Source organism: Polaromonas sp., assembly GCF_049790275.1.
Taxonomy (GTDB): Bacteria; Pseudomonadota; Gammaproteobacteria; order Burkholderiales; family Burkholderiaceae_C; genus Polaromonas.
The window spans coordinates 1-15,496 of record NZ_JBAQYR010000060.1 but is presented as its reverse complement, the minus strand read 5'-3'; the positions used below and the strand labels follow the sequence as shown (position 1 = coordinate 15,496).

Genomic DNA, 15,496 nt, shown 5'->3' with positions numbered 1-15,496 from the left:
TCCGGGTACCGCTCGATGCGGTAAAACTCGACCCCTGGATTCCACACCGGGGCGCTGTCGGGGCGGATCGCCACTTCAAACAGCGTTTCAACGATCTTGAACAGACCAGCCAGCACCTTGGGTGCGGTGAAGTACTGCTTGACCTCCTGCTCGCTGAAGGCATAACGCGCTTCCTTGAGCTTCTCGCCGATGTAGGCATAGTCCCAGGGCTGCGGATTCTTGAGGCCCAGCTTTTCCGCGGCAAAGGTGTGCAGGTCGGCCACGTCCTTGAGGCCATAAGGCTTGGCGCGTTGGCCCAGGTCGCGCAGGAAACCGATGACCTGGTCCGGCGAATCGGCCATCTTGGCGACCACCGACACCTCGCCGAAGTTGCGGTAGCCCAGCAGTTGCGCTTCTTCCAGACGCAATGCGAGGATTTCCTGCATCACCGCACTGTTGTCAAAACGGCTGAACTCCGGCGCGGCCTGGTCGCTGGCGCGGGTGCTGTAGGCTTTGTAAAGCGTTTCGCGCAGTGCAGAGCTGTCGGCAAACTGCATGACCGGCAAGTAACAGGGCATTTTGAGCGTGAGCTTGTAGCCGCCCTTGCCTTCGGCCTCGGCCTGAGCGCGGGCTGTCTGGACCACGTCGGCCGGCACGCCGGCCAGTTCGTCTTCCCTGGCGTAGTAGGCGTAGGCATCGGTCGCGTCCAGCGCGTTTTCGCTGAATTTCTGGCTCAGCTCGGCCTGGCGCTCCTGGATGGCGGCAAAACGGTCCCTGGCTGCGCCCACCAGCTCGGCGCCTGACAGGACGAAGTTGCGCACGGCGTTCTTGTGCGCCTGGCGCTGCTCGGGGTTCAGTGTGGCGACATCGATCGCCTTGTATTTGGCGTAAAGCCGCTCGTCGGCGCCCAGGCGCGTCCAGAACTCGGTGACACGCGGCAGGGCGGCGTTGTAGGCGGCACGCAGTTCGGGCGTGTCGGCCACGCCATTGAGGTGGCTGACAGCGCCCCAGGCCCGGCTCAGGTTTTCGGTGGCAATGTCGAGCACACCGGCAATGTCAGTCCAGCGCGCCGGGAAGGCCGGTGCCGTGACCTGTTCGAGGGCCGTTTCAGCCTGCCCGAGCAGCATGTCGATCGCGGGGCCGACATGTTCGGGCTTGATGCGGTCAAACAGTGGCAGGTCGGAAAAGTCGAGGAGCGGGTTGGAGGAGGGCATGGAGGTCATGGCAATCAACTGTGGGCGCTGGCACTGAATCTAAAGGGATCCGGCGACTAAAAAGGAGAGCCCGGGCCGGGAAGCCGGGCCTGCGGCTCAGCCCTGGGCGCGTTTCTTGACGCTTTGCTGCTTTTTGGGCTTGGCGCGTTTGACGGTGCCGCCCGGCGTCAGGCGCTGGTTGCCCAGCACGCGCAGGGTTTTGACTTCGGGGCGCTGGCCGTAGCGGCTGCTGTTTTTCAGCACTTTCACGTCGCGCGGGCCGGGCATGCGGTCTTCATTGACCTTCTTTTCCTTTTCCGGCATGGGTCGCCACAGCACCAGCAGCTTGCCGATGTGCTGGATGGGTGCAGCGCCGAGCTCCTCGGCCAAGGACTGGAACATGGCTTCGCGGCCGGGGCGGTCGTCCGACTGCACACGGACCTTGATCAGGCCGTGTGCCTTGAGCGCGGCGTCGATTTCCTTTTTGACGGCAGCGGTCAGGCCGTCCGAGCCGACCATGACAACCGGGTCCAGATGGTGGGCCTCGGCGCGGTGATCTTTGCGTTGGGCGGGGGTAAGTAGTATTTGAGCCATGCCCCGATTATCGGTGAGAGGACAATACGGGCATGAAAGTAAAAACCCAAAGCAAAAAGGTCAATAAAGCGTGGCTAAACGACCACGTCAACGATACCTACGTCAAGCTGGCCCAGAAAGAGGGCTACCGGGCGCGGGCGGCCTACAAGCTCAAGGAAATCGATGAAACACTGGGGCTGATCAAGCCCGGCAACTGTGTGGTGGACCTGGGCAGCGTGCCCGGCGCCTGGAGCCAGTACGCGCGGCGCAAGCTGTCGCCGTCGGGTGCCGCGGCCGGCGCACTGAACGGCCGCATCGTGGCGCTGGACATCCTGCCGATGGACCCGATCGAGGGCGTGGTGTTTATTCAGGGCGATTTCCGGGAGCCCGAGGTGCTACAGATTCTGGAGCAGACTTTGTCCGCCGATAAAGGGTTTACCAAGGTTGATGTGGTGATTTCAGACATGGCGCCGAATCTCTCGGGCATTGATTCGGCCGACGCGGCCCGCATTGCCCACCTGGTGGAGCTGGCGGTGGAGTTTTCCGTTCAGCACCTCAAACCCGAGGGTGCGCTGGTCGCCAAGCTGTTCCATGGTGGTGCCTACAGTCCGCTGGTCAAGCTGTTCAAGGAGACTTTCAAGGTGGTCAAGCCTTTCAAACCCAAGGCCTCGCGCTCGAATTCATCGGAAACATTCCTGGTCGGCATGGGTCTCAAAAACAGGCCTTCCCCAACGCCCGGGCTTGCTGAAACGCAATAAATACCGCAATCCCGCTTCAAACCAAGGGATGTCCCATACGCCGCGTGCGGTTTTTGCCCTTGAAACGCCTAAAATCAGGCGCATGTGCCTTGTGTTCCTCTATCGGAGACATCCTTGAACAATCAGTGGTTTTCCAAAATTGCAATCTGGCTGGTGATCGCCATGGTGCTATTCACCGTTTTCAAGCAATTTGATACACGCGGTGGTGCCGGTACCGGGGCAGTCAGCTATTCCGAGTTTCTGGATCTGGTTCGCGGCAATCAGATCAAGACCGCGACAGTGCCGGAGGGCATGAGCGGCGGAGAAATCGTTGCCACCACGGTTGATGACCGCAGAGTCCGTACCACTGCCACCATGCTCGATCGCGGCCTCGTGGGAGATCTGATTGATCACAACGTCAAGTTCGACGTCAAGCCGCGTGAAGAAGGCTCCTTGCTCATGACCCTGCTGGTCAGCTGGGGTCCGATGCTGCTGCTGATCGGTGTCTGGATTTACTTCATGAGGCAGATGCAGGGCGGCGGCAAGGGCGGGGCGTTCAGCTTCGGCAAATCCAAGGCCCGCATGCTGGACGAGTCCACCAATCCCGTGACCTTTGCCGACGTTGCCGGTTGCGACGAGGCCAAGGAAGAGGTCAAGGAAGTCGTCGATTTCCTGAAAGACCCGCAGAAATTCCAGAAACTCGGCGGCCGCATTCCGCGCGGCCTGTTGCTGGTCGGCCCTCCGGGCACCGGCAAGACCCTGCTCGCCAAAGGTATTGCCGGCGAAGCCAAGGTTCCTTTTTTCTCGATCTCCGGTTCCGACTTCGTTGAAATGTTTGTCGGCGTGGGCGCAGCCCGCGTGCGCGACATGTTCGACAACGCCAAGAAAAACGCCCCCTGCATCATCTTCATCGATGAAATCGACGCCGTCGGCCGCCAGCGCGGCGCCGGCCTGGGCGGTGGCAACGACGAGCGCGAGCAGACCCTGAACCAGATGCTGGTCGAGATGGACGGTTTCGAAACCAATGTCGGGGTGATCGTGGTGGCTGCCACCAACCGTCCCGACATCCTGGACGCCGCCTTGCTGCGTCCCGGCCGTTTCGACCGCCAGGTCTATGTCACGCTGCCCGACATCCGCGGCCGCGAGCAGATCCTCAATGTGCACATGCGCAAGGTGCCGCTCGGCCAGGACGTCAACGCCAGCGTGATCGCCCGCGGCACACCCGGCATGTCCGGCGCCGACCTGGCCAATCTGTGCAATGAAGCAGCCCTGATGGCGGCCCGCCGCAGTGCACGCACCGTTGAAATGCAGGACTTCGAAAAAGCCAAGGACAAGATCCTGATGGGTCCCGAGCGCAAGAGCATGGTCATGCCCGAGTCGGAGCGCCGCAACACGGCTTACCACGAGTCCGGCCACGCCCTGCTCGGCAAGATGCTGCCCAAGTGCGACCCGGTGCACAAGGTCACCATCATTCCGCGCGGCCGTGCGCTGGGTGTCACCATGAGCCTGCCGGCACAGGACCGCTACAGCTACGACCGCGAGTACATGCTGAGCCAGATCAGCATGCTGTTCGGTGGCCGCATTGCCGAAGAGGTGTTCATGCACCAGATGACCACCGGCGCCAGCAACGACTTCGAGCGTGCGACGGCGTTGGCCAGGGACATGGTCACGCGTTACGGCATGAGCGAGGCGCTGGGCCCCATGGTCTACGCGGAGAATGAAGGCGAAGTATTCCTGGGCCGTTCGGTCACCAAAACCAACAACATGAGCGAGTCGACCCTGAAAAAGGTCGACGAAGAGGTGCGCCGCATCATCGACCAGCAGTACGCCCAGGCGCGCAAGCTGATCGAGGACAACCAGGACAAGATCCACGCCATGGCCAAGGCCCTGCTCGAGTGGGAAACCATTGACGGCGACCAGCTCGACGACATCATGGCCGGCAAGGAGCCGCGTCCGCCGAAAGACTGGACGCCGCGCAACCCTTCGGTGGGCGGCGGCGGCCCCAGCGGGGGCACCCCGGCGGTCAGCACGGATCCGGCGCCTACAGCCGCCTGATCCCCCTTTCTCACTAAAACCGGGGCCTGTCCCCGGTTTTTCTTTGGCAGGCCTTTTAAGGGAGCCGTAAATGATCTGGCAGACCTCTCGCTTTTCCATCGATTTGTCCCGGCCGCGCGTCATGGGCATCGTCAACGTCACGCCTGATTCGTTTTCAGACGGCGGCAAGTACTTTGCCAAAGACAGCGAACAACAGACCGCGTTCGACCATTGCGCCCGGCTTATCGAGGAAGGCGCCGACATGCTCGACATAGGCGGTGAATCCACCCGCCCCGGCGCGCCGCCGGTGCCGCTGGCCGAGGAGCTGGCGCGTGTGCTGCCTGTGGTGCGCCATGCCGTCACCCTGGGCGTGCCGGTCTCGGTGGATACCTACAAGCCCGAAGTGATGGAAGCCGTGCTGGACCTGGGGGCCGACATCATCAACGACATCTGGGCCCTGCGCCAGCCCGGGGCCGCCGCCGTGGTGGCCGCGCACCCGGCCTGCGGCGTCTGCCTGATGCACATGCACCGCGAGCCGCAGACCATGCAGGCCGCACCCATGGAGGGCGACGTGCTGCCGCAAGTGCTGTCTTTCCTTTCGCAGATCGCCAAAGAGCTGCAAGCCCTGGGCGTGGCCGCCGGCCGCATAGCTCTGGATCCGGGCATCGGGTTCGGCAAGACCGTGGCGCAGAATTTTTCATTGCTGGCGCGCCAGCGTGAGCTGCTGGCTGCCGGTTATCCGCTGCTGGCTGGCTGGTCGCGCAAGTCCTCGCTGGCTGCGGTGACCGGCACCTCGCTGGCCAGCGTCGCCCAGCTGGACATTGCGGACCGCATGGTGCCCAGCATCACCGCGGCCGTGCTGGCCGTGGACCGCGGTGCACGCATCGTGCGTGTGCATGATGTGCGGGAGACTGTTCAGGCGCTCAAAGTCTGGTCGGCCGCTCACTGAGGCTTTGGCTGACACGGGAGCAGGGCGGGGCGACCTAAAATAAGCCCACATTTCCAGAACAACAAGCTCCGCAGGGACAAACCTCCATGACCAGAAAATACTTCGGCACCGATGGCATCCGCGGCACCGTGGGCCAGGCGCCCATCACGCCCGACTTCGTGCTGCGCCTGGCCCATGCGGTGGGCCGTGTCCTGAAAAAGAGCGAAGCCAGGCCGACGGTGGTGATCGGCAAGGACACGCGTATCTCCGGCTACATGCTCGAAAGCGCGCTCGAATCGGGCTTCAATTCCGCCGGGGTCGATGTGGTACTGCTCGGCCCGCTGCCGACACCGGGCGTGGCCTACCTCACACGCACGCAGCGCGCCAGCCTGGGCGTGGTGATCAGCGCCAGCCACAACGCCTTTCCCGACAACGGCATCAAGTTTTTTAGCGCCTTGGGCAGCAAGCTGCCGGACAGCTGGGAGCAGGAGGTCGAAGCCGTGCTGGAAGAAGCGCCGGTGTGGGCCGACTCGCCCAACCTGGGCAAGACACGCCGCCTCGACGACGCTGCCGGCCGCTACATCGAATTCTGCAAAAGCACCTATGCCAGCGACTTGACGCTCAAGGGCATGAAGATCGTGGTGGATGCTGCACATGGCGCGGCCTATCACATTGCCCCCGAGGTCTTTCATGAGCTGGGGGCTGAGGTCATCGCCATTGGCTGCGCGCCCGACGGCATGAACATCAACCACGAGGTCGGCGCGACCCACCCCGAGGCGCTGATCAAGGCCGTCAAGGCCTATGGCGCAGATTACGGCGTGGCGCTGGACGGCGATGCCGACCGCCTGCAGCTGGTGGACGCCGAAGGCCGTCTTTTCAACGGCGATGAGGTGCTCTACCTGATGGTGGCCGAGCGCCTGGCGCGCGGCGAGGTGGTACCCGGCGCGGTGGGCACGCTCATGACCAATATGGCGGTCGAAGTGGCCCTGAAAGCCAGGGGCGTCGAGTTTGTCCGCGCCAAGGTGGGCGATCGTTATGTGCTCGAAGAACTTGAAAAAAGGGGCTGGCTGCTTGGCGGCGAAGGCTCCGGCCACCTGCTGGCCCTCGACAAACACAGCACCGGCGACGGGCTGATCAGCGCACTGCAGGTGTTGCAGGCCTGTGTGCGCAGCGGCAGAAGCCTGGCCCAGCTGCTGGCCGACGTCACGCTGTTTCCGCAGACCTTGCTCAATGTGCGTCTGCAGCCGGGGCAGGACTGGACCAGCAATGCCCTGCTGGCCTCGGAAACCAGGGCCGTGCAGGCAGAGCTTGCAAACAACGGCCGCGTGCTGATCCGGGCCAGCGGCACCGAACCACTGCTTCGCGTGATGGTGGAAGCGCGCGAAGCGCAGCAGGCGCTGGCCTGCGCCGAGCGCCTGGTGGCGGCGGTCAAGGCCGGTTGAATCAGATGGCGGGTGCTGCCGGCGCGGCCACGGTGCTTGCCGGCGGAGAGGTTGACGCGGGTGATGCCATCCGCATCGCGCTGCCGCCCCAGCCACACCGGCCAATGGTGCCGTTCTAGCCGATATCCAATAGCCAAACAGGCCGTCAGCCCAATCAGCCCGGGCGCAAGAAGCTATAAAAAGCATAGTGACGCGGGCCTTCTGCAGGCGCAGGGGCTCATTGTGTCCAGCGCATGGATCCATGACATGGATCAAATTTTTTCAGGCAGGCTTTGCGTAAGCTTGTGCATTGCCTGAGGAGCCCTGAACATGCCGAGTCTTGAATGGTCTGATGCGCTGGCGCTCGAGCTGCCCGCCATGGATGACACCCACCGTGAATTTGTGGAACTGCTGGCGCAAGTGGAAACGGCGGCGGACTCCGCGCTGCTGGACCACTGGCGTGTGTTGCTGGACCACACCGGTGAACACTTCACCCGCGAAGACCGCTGGATGCAGGACACGCGCTTTTCATCCACCAACTGCCACAGCGTGCAGCACAAGGTGGTGCTGCAGGTCATGCGTGAAGGTCTGGCGGCTGCCGAGGCGGGCAAGCTGGAGACCTTGCGCCACATGGCGCGCGAGCTGGCCCTCTGGTTCCCCCAGCATGCACAGACCATGGACGCCGCGCTGGCCCTGCACCTGCGCGGGACGGGGTACGACCCGGCCACGGGTGTGGTGAGCATGCCCGAGGCCTTGCCCCGGGACATCATTCACGGTTGCGGCGGCGCCAGCTGCTCCGACGACGCACAGCCCGCCGTCCCCGCTGCCCAGACGGCATGACCACCGCGCCGGCCAGCACCGTGCCAGGCGTTCGCGCACCGGCCGTACTGCGCCATCGCCTGCACGAGGACATCCAGGCGCTGAGCACGGGTACCCTGTTCGTGGCGCTGGGCGTGGTGATGTTCGGCCACGCCGGCCTGCTCACGGGCGGCACGGCCGGCCTTGCTTTCCTGATTCATTACGCGACCGGCCTGAGTTTCGGCCTGGCTTTTTTTGCAGTGAATCTGCCGTTTTACGCGTTTGCCTGGCGCCGTATGGGGCCGGCCTTCACCCTCAAGACTTTTGCCGCCGTGGGCCTGCTGTCGCTTTTCAGCTGGCTGCTGCCGCAGGGGCTGGCTTTCGGTCACCTCTCGCCCGCGCTGGCTGCCGTGCTGGGCGGTTTGCTGTGCGGTGCGGGCATGCTCATCGTCTTCCGCCACGGCGCCAGCCTGGGCGGCCTGAACATCGTGGTGCTGTACCTGCAGGAACGCTTCGGCTGGCGCGCTGGCAAGGTGCAGATGGTGATGGACGGGCTGATCGTGCTGGGCGCCCTGTGGGTCACGGACTGGGAGCGCGTCGTGCTGTCGGTGCTGGGCGCGGTGGTGCTGAACCTGGCGCTGGCCATCAACCACAGGCCTGGCCGTTACATGGCGATGTGAGGGTTTTCGCCTCACATTCACAGTCAAATAACGGTTTCATCCAGCAGGGACGGGCGCCGTCAGCTATCTATTCAATAGCAGATGGCTTTCCCGGTTCTTCAGGTTCAGGCCAGTGTGTAGGCCGTTTTCACCGTCGTGAAAAACTCCTGCGCATAGCGGCCCTGTTCACGCGGGCCGTAACTCGAGCCCTTGCGGCCACCGAAAGGCACGTGGTAGTCCACACCCGCCGTCGGCAGGTTGACCATGACCATGCCGGCCTGGCTGTGCCGCTTGAAATGGGTGGCGTATTTCAGCGAGGTCGTGGCAATGCCGGCCGAGAGGCCGAAGGGCGTGTCGTTGGCCGTGGCCAGCGCTGCTTCGTAGTCCTTCACGCGGATCACGCTGGCGACCGGACCGAAAATTTCCTCGCGGTTGATGCGCATGGCGGGCGTGCTGTCGGTGAACAGCGCGGGCGACATGAAATAGCCTTCAGCGCCGCTGGCGGTGTGGCATTGCACGCGGTCGCCGCCAAATGACAGGGTTGCGCCCTCAGACTGGCCGATCTCGATGTAGCTCAGGTCTTGCTCAAGCTGTGCCTGCGAGGACACCGGCCCGATGTCGGTGCCGGCCGCCAGCGCGTCGCCCACTTTGATGCGCGCCATGCGTTCCTGCAGTGCTTTCACAAACGCCGGGTAGATGCCCTCGGTCACGATCAGCCGGCTCGAAGCCGTGCAGCGCTGGCCGGTGGAGTAAAACGCGCTCTGGGCGCTCAGCTCAACCGCCTGGGCCAGGTCGGCATCGTCCAGAATGACTTGCGGGTTTTTGCCGCCCATTTCGAGCTGGACCTTCTTGAGGCTTTTGGCGCAGGTCTCGGCAATGCGGCTGCCCACACCGACCGAGCCGGTGAAGCTGATGGCCTGGATGCCGGCATGGTTGACCAGCGCATCGCCGATCACGCGGCCGGGGCCCATCACCAGATTGAACACGCCCGCCGGAATGCCTGAGCGCGAAATGATTTCGGCCAACGCCCAGGCGCTGCCCGGCACCAGGTCGGCCGGCTTGAACACCACGCAGTTGCCGAAGGCCAGGGCCGGCGCGATTTTCCAGGCCGGAATGGCGATCGGGAAATTCCAGGGCGTGATCAGTCCGACCACGCCCACCGGTTCGCGCGTGATTTCCACACCGATGCCTGGGCGCACCGAAGGCAGTGTTTCGCCGGAGAGGCGCAGACATTCACCCGCGAAGAACTTGAAAATCTGGCCGGCGCGGGTGGCTTCGCCCATGCCTTCGGCCTTGGTCTTGCCTTCCTCGCGCGAGAGCAGGGTGCCCAGCTCTTCCCGGCGCGCCAGGATTTCCGTGCCAATCTTGTCGAGCGCGTCCGAGCGGGCCTGGATGGAGCCTGTGCTCCAGGCGGGAAAAGCCGCCTGGGCCGCCGCCACAGCGGCGTCCACCTGGGCGGCATCGCCCTGGGCGTATTCACCGATCACGTCGGCGATGTTGGAAGGGTTGCGGTTGGCGCTGGTGCCGGTACCGGCAAGCCATTGGCCATTGATCAGGTTGTTGAAGTCGTTCATGGGTTTGTATCCGATGGGGGTGGAAGATCAATGCGGTAAAAGCGCAGGGCATTGCCGCTCATCACGGCCTGCTGTTGATCGGGGGTGAGACCATCCAGCATACGCCAGAAGGCATTCACCAGGGGCTGAAAGCCTATTCGCAACCCGGCTCAGCCGCGTTTTCAGGCAGCGAAACACCGCGCAGCTGCGACATTCACCGCGCTGTCCGGCGAGTCCCCCAGCCGGAGTTTTGAAGCTTAAGCCGGCGCTGAACCTGGCGCTGGGCACCAGCCACGCGCGGTTGCCAGAGGGCGATGCGCTGGTCCGCCCCTTCGAGGCCGCCGGGGAAGCGGCATGCGCCGGGTCGACCTATTTACCGTTGCGTTTTGCATCCTGATCCATCTTGCCCATGAACAGCATGAAGAAAAATACACCCATGCCGAGCATGAAGGCAATTCCAATGATGCTCATGAGCCCGTAGTCGGTGGAAAACAGGTCGGTCAGCAGTTTCATGGCGACAACTCCTTGTTGGTGTTGCCCTCACTATGGCGCTTCTGCCTGAAATACATCCTGACGCAGGTCAACAGTTGGTGCCTGAAACCACCCTGCGGCGGCAGTGCCATGAACAGGCGTGCTGGGGCTGCCAGAACGACGTGTGCCCTGATCGCTCAGGGCGTCGGCCGCACCTGCCATCCGCCGCCCAGCGACTGGATCAGTGCCACGGCCGTGGTCTGGCGGTCGGCCATGGCCTGCACCAGCGCGCGCCGCGCGCTCAGTGCGGTGGCCTGGGCGCTGATGACTTCGGTGTAGCCGACCTGGCCGCTACGGTAGCGGTTGAGCACCTGCTGCTCGACCTGGTCGGCTGCCTGTGAAGCCTGGCGGCGTAGCTCCTGCTGGGTCAGCAGCACGCGGGTTGCCGCCAACTGATCTTCCACGTCCTGGAAAGCGGCCAGCACGGCCTGGCGATAACGCGCCACCGCCTGCTGGTGGGCCGCCTCGGCACCTTCCACGCGGGCACCCGTGGCCCCTGCGTTGAACAGAACCTGCGCGGCCGAGATGCCGATGGACCAGACGCTGCTGGAGGCCTTGAACAGGTCCGCCACCCGGCTCGCACTCTGGCCCGCCGAAGCGCTCAGCGACAGACTGGGGTAGTAGGCGCTTTTGGCGATGCCGATCTGCTCGTTGGCCGAAGCCACACGCCGTTCGGCGGCGGCAATGTCGGGGCGGCGCTGCAGCAGCTCGGAAGGTATGCCAGGCGGCACCTCAGGAACTGAAGGATTCCAGGCCACAGGCGCAATCGAGAAGTTGCCGGGCGCTTCGCCGACCAGCACGGCAATGGCGTGTTCCAGCTGGGCGCGCTGGCGCACCAGGCCGGCGTCATCGGCCTGGGCATTGGCGAGCTGGGTTTGCGCCTGCAGGACGTCAGTTTTGGCAGCGATGCCGGCGGTGTAGCGGTTCTGCGTGATTTCCAGTGCACGCGCGTAACCGTCAATGGTGTCCCTGAGCAGCACTTTCTGTGCATCCGTCTGGCGCAAAGAAAAATAATTGGTCGCCAGTTCGCCCTGTGCCGAGAGTCGGGCCGAAGCCAGGTCGGCGGCGCTCGCCTGCTCGCCGGCTTTGGCGCCGTCCACCGCCCGGCCCAGCCGGCCCCACACATCGGGCTCCCAGCTGCCGCCTATGCTGAGCTGGTAATTGTTGCCGGTGCGGCCGCTGGTGCTGCTTGTGCTTCCAGTGCTGCTGCCGCCGTTGCCGGAGCGGCTGGCGCCGCCGTCCAGCGTGACTGTCGGGAAAAGCGATGCGCGCTGCTCGCGCACCAGGGCGCGTGCCTGGTTGTAGGCCGCCACGGCCACGGCCACGTTCTGGTTGGACACCTCGACGCGTGCGGCGAGCTGGTCCAGCAGCGGGTCGCCGAACAGCGACCACCAGGGGCCGCGTTCCAACGCATCGGCCGGCACGGCGGGCACCCAGCCTTCGGCCTCCTTGTAGCTGTTGACTTCTGGCGTGGTGGGGCGCTGGTAGTCGGGCCCCACGGCGCAGCCGGCTAGCACCGCCACCAGCGCGGCGGCGATGGGGTAGAAGGTCAATCTGTTTTGCATGGCTGGCCTCATTGCAGTTGCAGCGGCGCACCGGGGGGCGGTGCGCCGGAATCGTCAGGGTGGCGGCTGAGCTGGCGCTCGGACGGGCTGCGCCTGCGCAGCTTGTCGAGCAGGATGTAGACCACCGGGGTGGTCAGCAGCGTGAGCAGCTGGCTCGCAATCAGTCCGCCGATGATGGAGATGCCCAGCGGGCGGCGCAGCTCGGCGCCTTCGCCAAAACCAATGGCCAGCGGCAACGCGCCCAGGATGGCCGCCAGTGTGGTCATCAGGATGGGCCGGAAGCGCAGCAGGCAGGCTTCGCGCACCGCCTCCACGGCAGACAGGCCGCGCGAGCGCTCGGCTTCGATGGCGAAGTCGATGATCAGGATGGCGTTTTTCTTGACAATGCCTATCAGCAGGAAAACGCCGATCAGCGCGATGATGGAAAAATCCATCTTGAACAGCATCAGCGCCAGCACCGCGCCCACGCCGGCAGACGGCAGGGTGGACAGCACCGTGACCGGGTGCACCAGACTTTCGTAAAGGATGCCCAGCACGATGTAGATCACCACCAGCGCCGCCAGGATCAGCAGCGGCTGTTCGTTTTGCGACTGCTGCGCATCGCGCGCGGTGCCGGAAAAACTGCCGCGCACGTTGGCCGGCAGGCGGATCTCGGCCTCGGCCTGTTTCACGGCATCCTGGGCTTCGCTGAGCGGAACACCTTCCGCCAGGTTGAAAGACACGGTGGTCGAGAGCTCGCCGTCTTCATGGCTGATGGATGCGGCCGTCGGGTTCTCGCTGAAACGCGCAATCGCCGACAGCGGCACCATGGTGGTCACCGATGCACTCAGCGCCTGGCCGGAAGAGGGGTCGCGCAAAGCCGGGTTGGCCACGCTGGTGCTGGTGGCCGGCGCCGCGCTGGCCAGCGTGGTGCCGCTGCCGCCTTTGGCGGGAACATAGATGTCTTTCAGCGACTCCGGGCTCTGGATGTAGCGCGGCGCCACACCCATGATGACCTTGTACTGGTTCAGGTCGGCATAAATGGTGGCAACCTGGCGCTGGCCGAAGCCGTTATAGAGCGCGTTGTCCACGTCGCGCGAGCTGATGCCCAGCCGCGCGGCGCTTTCCTTGTCCACGGTGACCATGGTCTCCACGCCGTTTTCCTGCTGGTCGGTGTCCACGTCGGTCAGGGCAGGCTGCAGCTTCATCTGTTCCGCCAGTTTCACGGCCCAGACTTTCATGTCGTTGTTGTTGTCGCTTTTCAGGGTGTACTGGTAGGTGGAGTTGCTCGCGCGCCCGCCGCCGCGCAGGTCCTGGACCGGGTTGAGAAAAATGCTGATGCCGGTGATCTGCGCCAGCTGCGGGCGCAGCCGCGTGATCACTGCCTGGCCCTTGTCGGTGCGCTGGCCCACCGGCTTGAGGTTGATGAACATGAAGCCGCCGCCGGCGCGCGAGCCGCCGGTGAAGCCGACCACGGTGTCGACCGCCGGGTCGGCGCGGATGATGTCCACGATGGCCTTGAGCTTGGTCTGCATGGCCTGGAAGGAAATGCTGCGGTCGGCACGTATGCCCCCGCTGATCTGGCCGGTGTCCTGCTGCGGGAAGTAGCCTTTGGGAATCGAGACAAACAGGTAGACATTGAGTGCGATCACCGCAAGCAGGCTCAGCATCACAATCGCGCGGCTGGCCAGCGCCCAGTCCAGGCTGATTTCGTAGCCACGGTGCACACGCCTGAAAGCCGCCTCGAACCAGCGCGCCAGCCGCCCCGGGGACTTGGTGTGTGCATCGGGCTTGAGCAGCCAGGCGCACATCATGGGCGTGGTGGTCAGGGAAATCAGCAGCGAGATCAGCACCGCGGCCGACAGTGTGACGGCAAATTCGCGGAACAGCCGCCCGGTTTGCCCGCCCATGAACAGCAGCGGAATGAACACCGCCACCAGCGACAGGCTGATGGACAGCACGGTAAAGCCGACTTCGCGCGCACCCAGCAGCGCGGCCTTGAAACGGTCCATGCCGGCTTCAATGTGGCGGCTAGTGTTTTCCAGCACCACGATGGCGTCGTCCACCACAAAGCCGGTGGCCACCGTGAGTGCCATCAGGCTCAGGTTGTTGAGGGAAAAGCCCAGGAAATACATCACGCCGAAGGTGCCCAGCAGCGAGACCACGGTGGCCACGGCGGGGATGATGGTGGCGCGCGCACTGCGCAAGAAGGCGCTGACCACCAGCACCACCAGCGCGATCGAGATCAGCAGCGTGATCTCGATTTCCTTGAGCGAGGCGCGGATCGAGTTGGTGCGGTCCGACGCCACATGCAGCACCACGTCCTGCGGCAACTGAGCTTGTAATTCGGGCAGCAGGTCGCGCACGCCATCGACGGTGGCGATCACGTTGGCATCGGGCTGGCGCGTGACCAGCACGATGACGGCCGACTCGCCGTTGAACAGGCCCAGAGTGTTGATGTTCTCCACGCCATCGACCACCTCGGCGACGTCGCGCAGGCGGATGGCCGAGTTGTTGCGCCAGGCGACGATCAGGTCGCGGTAGTCCGCGGCCTTGCGCCCGCCGCTGGCGGTGTTCGCTCCCGAATAGATCTGCAGGCGCTGGCCGTTGCCTTCAATCGCGCCTTTGGGCCGGTTGGCGTTGGAGGCTTGCAGCGCCGCCCGCACATCTTCCATGCTGACGCCGTAGCGGTTCAGCGCAAACGGCAGCAGGTCTACCCGCACGGCGGGCAGCGAGCCGCCGCCTAGCTCGACGTCGCCGACACCCGGCACCTGCGCAATTTTCTGCTGCACCAGGTTGGAGACTTCGTCGTAGATCTGCCCGGGGGACCGGGTCTTGGAGGTCAGCGCGAGGATGATGACCGGCGCCGCCGCCGGGTTCGCCTTGCGGTAGGTCGGGTTGCTGCGCAAAGTGGCCGGCAGGTCGGCTCGCGAAGCATTGATGGCCGCCTGCACCTCACGGGCCGCCGCATCGATCTTGCGGTTCAGGTCGAACTGCAGGCTGATGCGGGTGGAACCGGTGCCGCTGCTGGACGTCATTTCGTTGACACCGGCAATCGTGCCGAGGCGCCGCTCCAACGGCATGGCCACGCTGCTGGCCATGGTGGAAGGGCTGGCGCCGGGCAACGAAGCGCTGACCGAAATGACAGGGAAATCGACCTGCGGCAGCGGCGAGACCGGCAGCACGAAAAACGCGCCTATGCCGGCGAGGGCCAGGCCTATGGTGAGGAGGACTGTGGCTACCGGACGGCGGACGAACGGTTCGGAGAGGTTCATTTTTTCGCCTCCCTTGCGACGGAGGCGGTTTGCCGCTTTGCGTGTGGTGATTCAGTCGCTTCGACCGGAGGTGTTTCTGCACCCGTTCGGGCTGAGCTTGTCGATGCTGTTTTTGTCTCTACCGTTTGTGGCGTGCCGACAAGCCGGGGGTTGCCCGGCGGCAACTCACTTTCTTTTGCGTCGCCAAAAGAAAGTAAGCAAAGAAAAGGCGACCCTGCTGTCTGCGTCCCTCCGCTTCGCTGCGGGCAACCTGCGGTGCTCGGTCCAGCCG

12 protein-coding genes are annotated in these 15,496 nt (G+C 64.3%); 6 read left to right on the top strand and 6 right to left on the bottom strand.

What is annotated here, in order from left to right:
- Both WA904_RS08825 and WA904_RS08820 read right to left on the bottom strand, forming a co-directional pair.
- Window positions 1–1,202: M3 family metallopeptidase (locus WA904_RS08825; RefSeq protein ID WP_425196751.1), on the bottom strand; the 1,202-nt coding region annotated here is incomplete at its 3' end.
- 87 nt (window positions 1,203–1,289) lie between these two features.
- Window positions 1,290–1,766 (bottom strand): YhbY family RNA-binding protein, encoded by a 477-nt coding sequence (locus WA904_RS08820; RefSeq protein WP_425196750.1) that lies wholly within the window; start codon window positions 1,764–1,766, stop codon window positions 1,290–1,292.
- Window positions 1,767–1,798: 32 nt separating this feature from the next.
- On the opposite strand from WA904_RS08820, the gene WA904_RS08815 reads away from it, so the two are divergent.
- The 6 genes from WA904_RS08815 to WA904_RS08790 all read left to right on the top strand — a co-directional run bounded on the left by WA904_RS08815 (window position 1,799) and on the right by WA904_RS08790 (window position 8,343).
- The gene (locus tag WA904_RS08815; protein WP_425196749.1) at window positions 1,799–2,503 is read left to right on the top strand and encodes an RlmE family RNA methyltransferase; all 705 of its coding nucleotides are present in this window, start codon (window positions 1,799–1,801) and stop codon (window positions 2,501–2,503) included.
- Between the two features lie 114 nt (window positions 2,504–2,617).
- Window positions 2,618–4,537, top strand: a complete 1,920-nt coding sequence (ftsH, locus tag WA904_RS08810) for an ATP-dependent zinc metalloprotease FtsH (RefSeq protein WP_425196748.1) — start codon at window positions 2,618–2,620, stop codon at window positions 4,535–4,537.
- Window positions 4,538–4,607: 70 nt separating this feature from the next.
- Window positions 4,608–5,465, top strand: coding sequence for a dihydropteroate synthase (folP, locus tag WA904_RS08805; protein ID WP_425196747.1), 858 nt, complete (start codon window positions 4,608–4,610; stop codon window positions 5,463–5,465).
- Between the two features lie 86 nt (window positions 5,466–5,551).
- Window positions 5,552–6,886: a phosphoglucosamine mutase gene (gene glmM / locus WA904_RS08800; protein ID WP_425196746.1), complete on the top strand. Its 1,335-nt coding sequence runs from the start codon at window positions 5,552–5,554 to the stop codon at window positions 6,884–6,886.
- A 309-nt stretch (window positions 6,887–7,195) separates the two neighbouring features.
- Window positions 7,196–7,705 carry a hemerythrin domain-containing protein gene (locus WA904_RS08795; RefSeq protein WP_425196745.1) on the top strand — a complete coding sequence of 170 codons (510 nt, stop codon included), beginning with the start codon at window positions 7,196–7,198 and terminating at the stop codon, window positions 7,703–7,705.
- Window positions 7,702–8,343 carry a YitT family protein gene (locus WA904_RS08790; protein ID WP_425196744.1) on the top strand — a complete coding sequence of 214 codons (642 nt, stop codon included), beginning with the start codon at window positions 7,702–7,704 and terminating at the stop codon, window positions 8,341–8,343. Before WA904_RS08795 ends, WA904_RS08790 begins: the two co-directional genes overlap by 4 nt.
- Window positions 8,344–8,447: 104 nt before the next feature.
- On the opposite strand, the gene WA904_RS08785 is transcribed toward WA904_RS08790, so the two are convergent.
- The 4 genes from WA904_RS08785 to WA904_RS08770 all read right to left on the bottom strand — a co-directional run bounded on the left by WA904_RS08785 (window position 8,448) and on the right by WA904_RS08770 (window position 15,225).
- The gene (locus WA904_RS08785) at window positions 8,448–9,896 is read right to left on the bottom strand and encodes an aldehyde dehydrogenase family protein (RefSeq protein WP_425196743.1); all 1,449 of its coding nucleotides are present in this window, start codon (window positions 9,894–9,896) and stop codon (window positions 8,448–8,450) included.
- Between the two features lie 348 nt (window positions 9,897–10,244).
- Entirely contained in the window at window positions 10,245–10,388 is a 144-nt protein-coding gene (locus WA904_RS08780; protein ID WP_425196742.1) for a DUF3149 domain-containing protein, read from the bottom strand.
- Between the two features lie 155 nt (window positions 10,389–10,543).
- Complete coding sequence (locus WA904_RS08775; protein WP_425196741.1) at window positions 10,544–11,971, bottom strand: efflux transporter outer membrane subunit; 1,428 nt, start codon at window positions 11,969–11,971, stop codon at window positions 10,544–10,546.
- An 8-nt stretch (window positions 11,972–11,979) separates the two neighbouring features.
- Window positions 11,980–15,225 carry an efflux RND transporter permease subunit gene (locus WA904_RS08770; RefSeq protein WP_425196740.1) on the bottom strand — a complete coding sequence of 1,082 codons (3,246 nt, stop codon included), beginning with the start codon at window positions 15,223–15,225 and terminating at the stop codon, window positions 11,980–11,982.
- Window positions 15,226–15,496 lie beyond the last annotated feature (271 nt).

Excerpts from the sequence above, each read along its gene's own strand:
- WA904_RS08815 (WP_425196749.1), top strand. The coding sequence starts at position 1,799 with ATGAAAGTAAAAACCCAAAGCAAAAAGGTCAATAAAGCGTGGCTAAAC.
- WA904_RS08775 (WP_425196741.1), bottom strand. The coding sequence starts at position 11,971 with ATGCAAAACAGATTGACCTTCTACCCCATCGCCGCCGCGCTGGTGGCG.
- WA904_RS08790 (WP_425196744.1), top strand. The coding sequence starts at position 7,702 with ATGACCACCGCGCCGGCCAGCACCGTGCCAGGCGTTCGCGCACCGGCC.
- glmM (WP_425196746.1), top strand. The coding sequence starts at position 5,552 with ATGACCAGAAAATACTTCGGCACCGATGGCATCCGCGGCACCGTGGGC.
- WA904_RS08785 (WP_425196743.1), bottom strand. The coding sequence starts at position 9,896 with ATGAACGACTTCAACAACCTGATCAATGGCCAATGGCTTGCCGGTACC.
- folP (WP_425196747.1), top strand. The coding sequence starts at position 4,608 with ATGATCTGGCAGACCTCTCGCTTTTCCATCGATTTGTCCCGGCCGCGC.
- WA904_RS08820 (WP_425196750.1), bottom strand. The coding sequence starts at position 1,766 with ATGGCTCAAATACTACTTACCCCCGCCCAACGCAAAGATCACCGCGCC.
- WA904_RS08780 (WP_425196742.1), bottom strand. The coding sequence starts at position 10,388 with ATGAAACTGCTGACCGACCTGTTTTCCACCGACTACGGGCTCATGAGC.
- WA904_RS08795 (WP_425196745.1), top strand. The coding sequence starts at position 7,196 with ATGCCGAGTCTTGAATGGTCTGATGCGCTGGCGCTCGAGCTGCCCGCC.
- WA904_RS08770 (WP_425196740.1), bottom strand. The coding sequence starts at position 15,225 with ATGAACCTCTCCGAACCGTTCGTCCGCCGTCCGGTAGCCACAGTCCTC.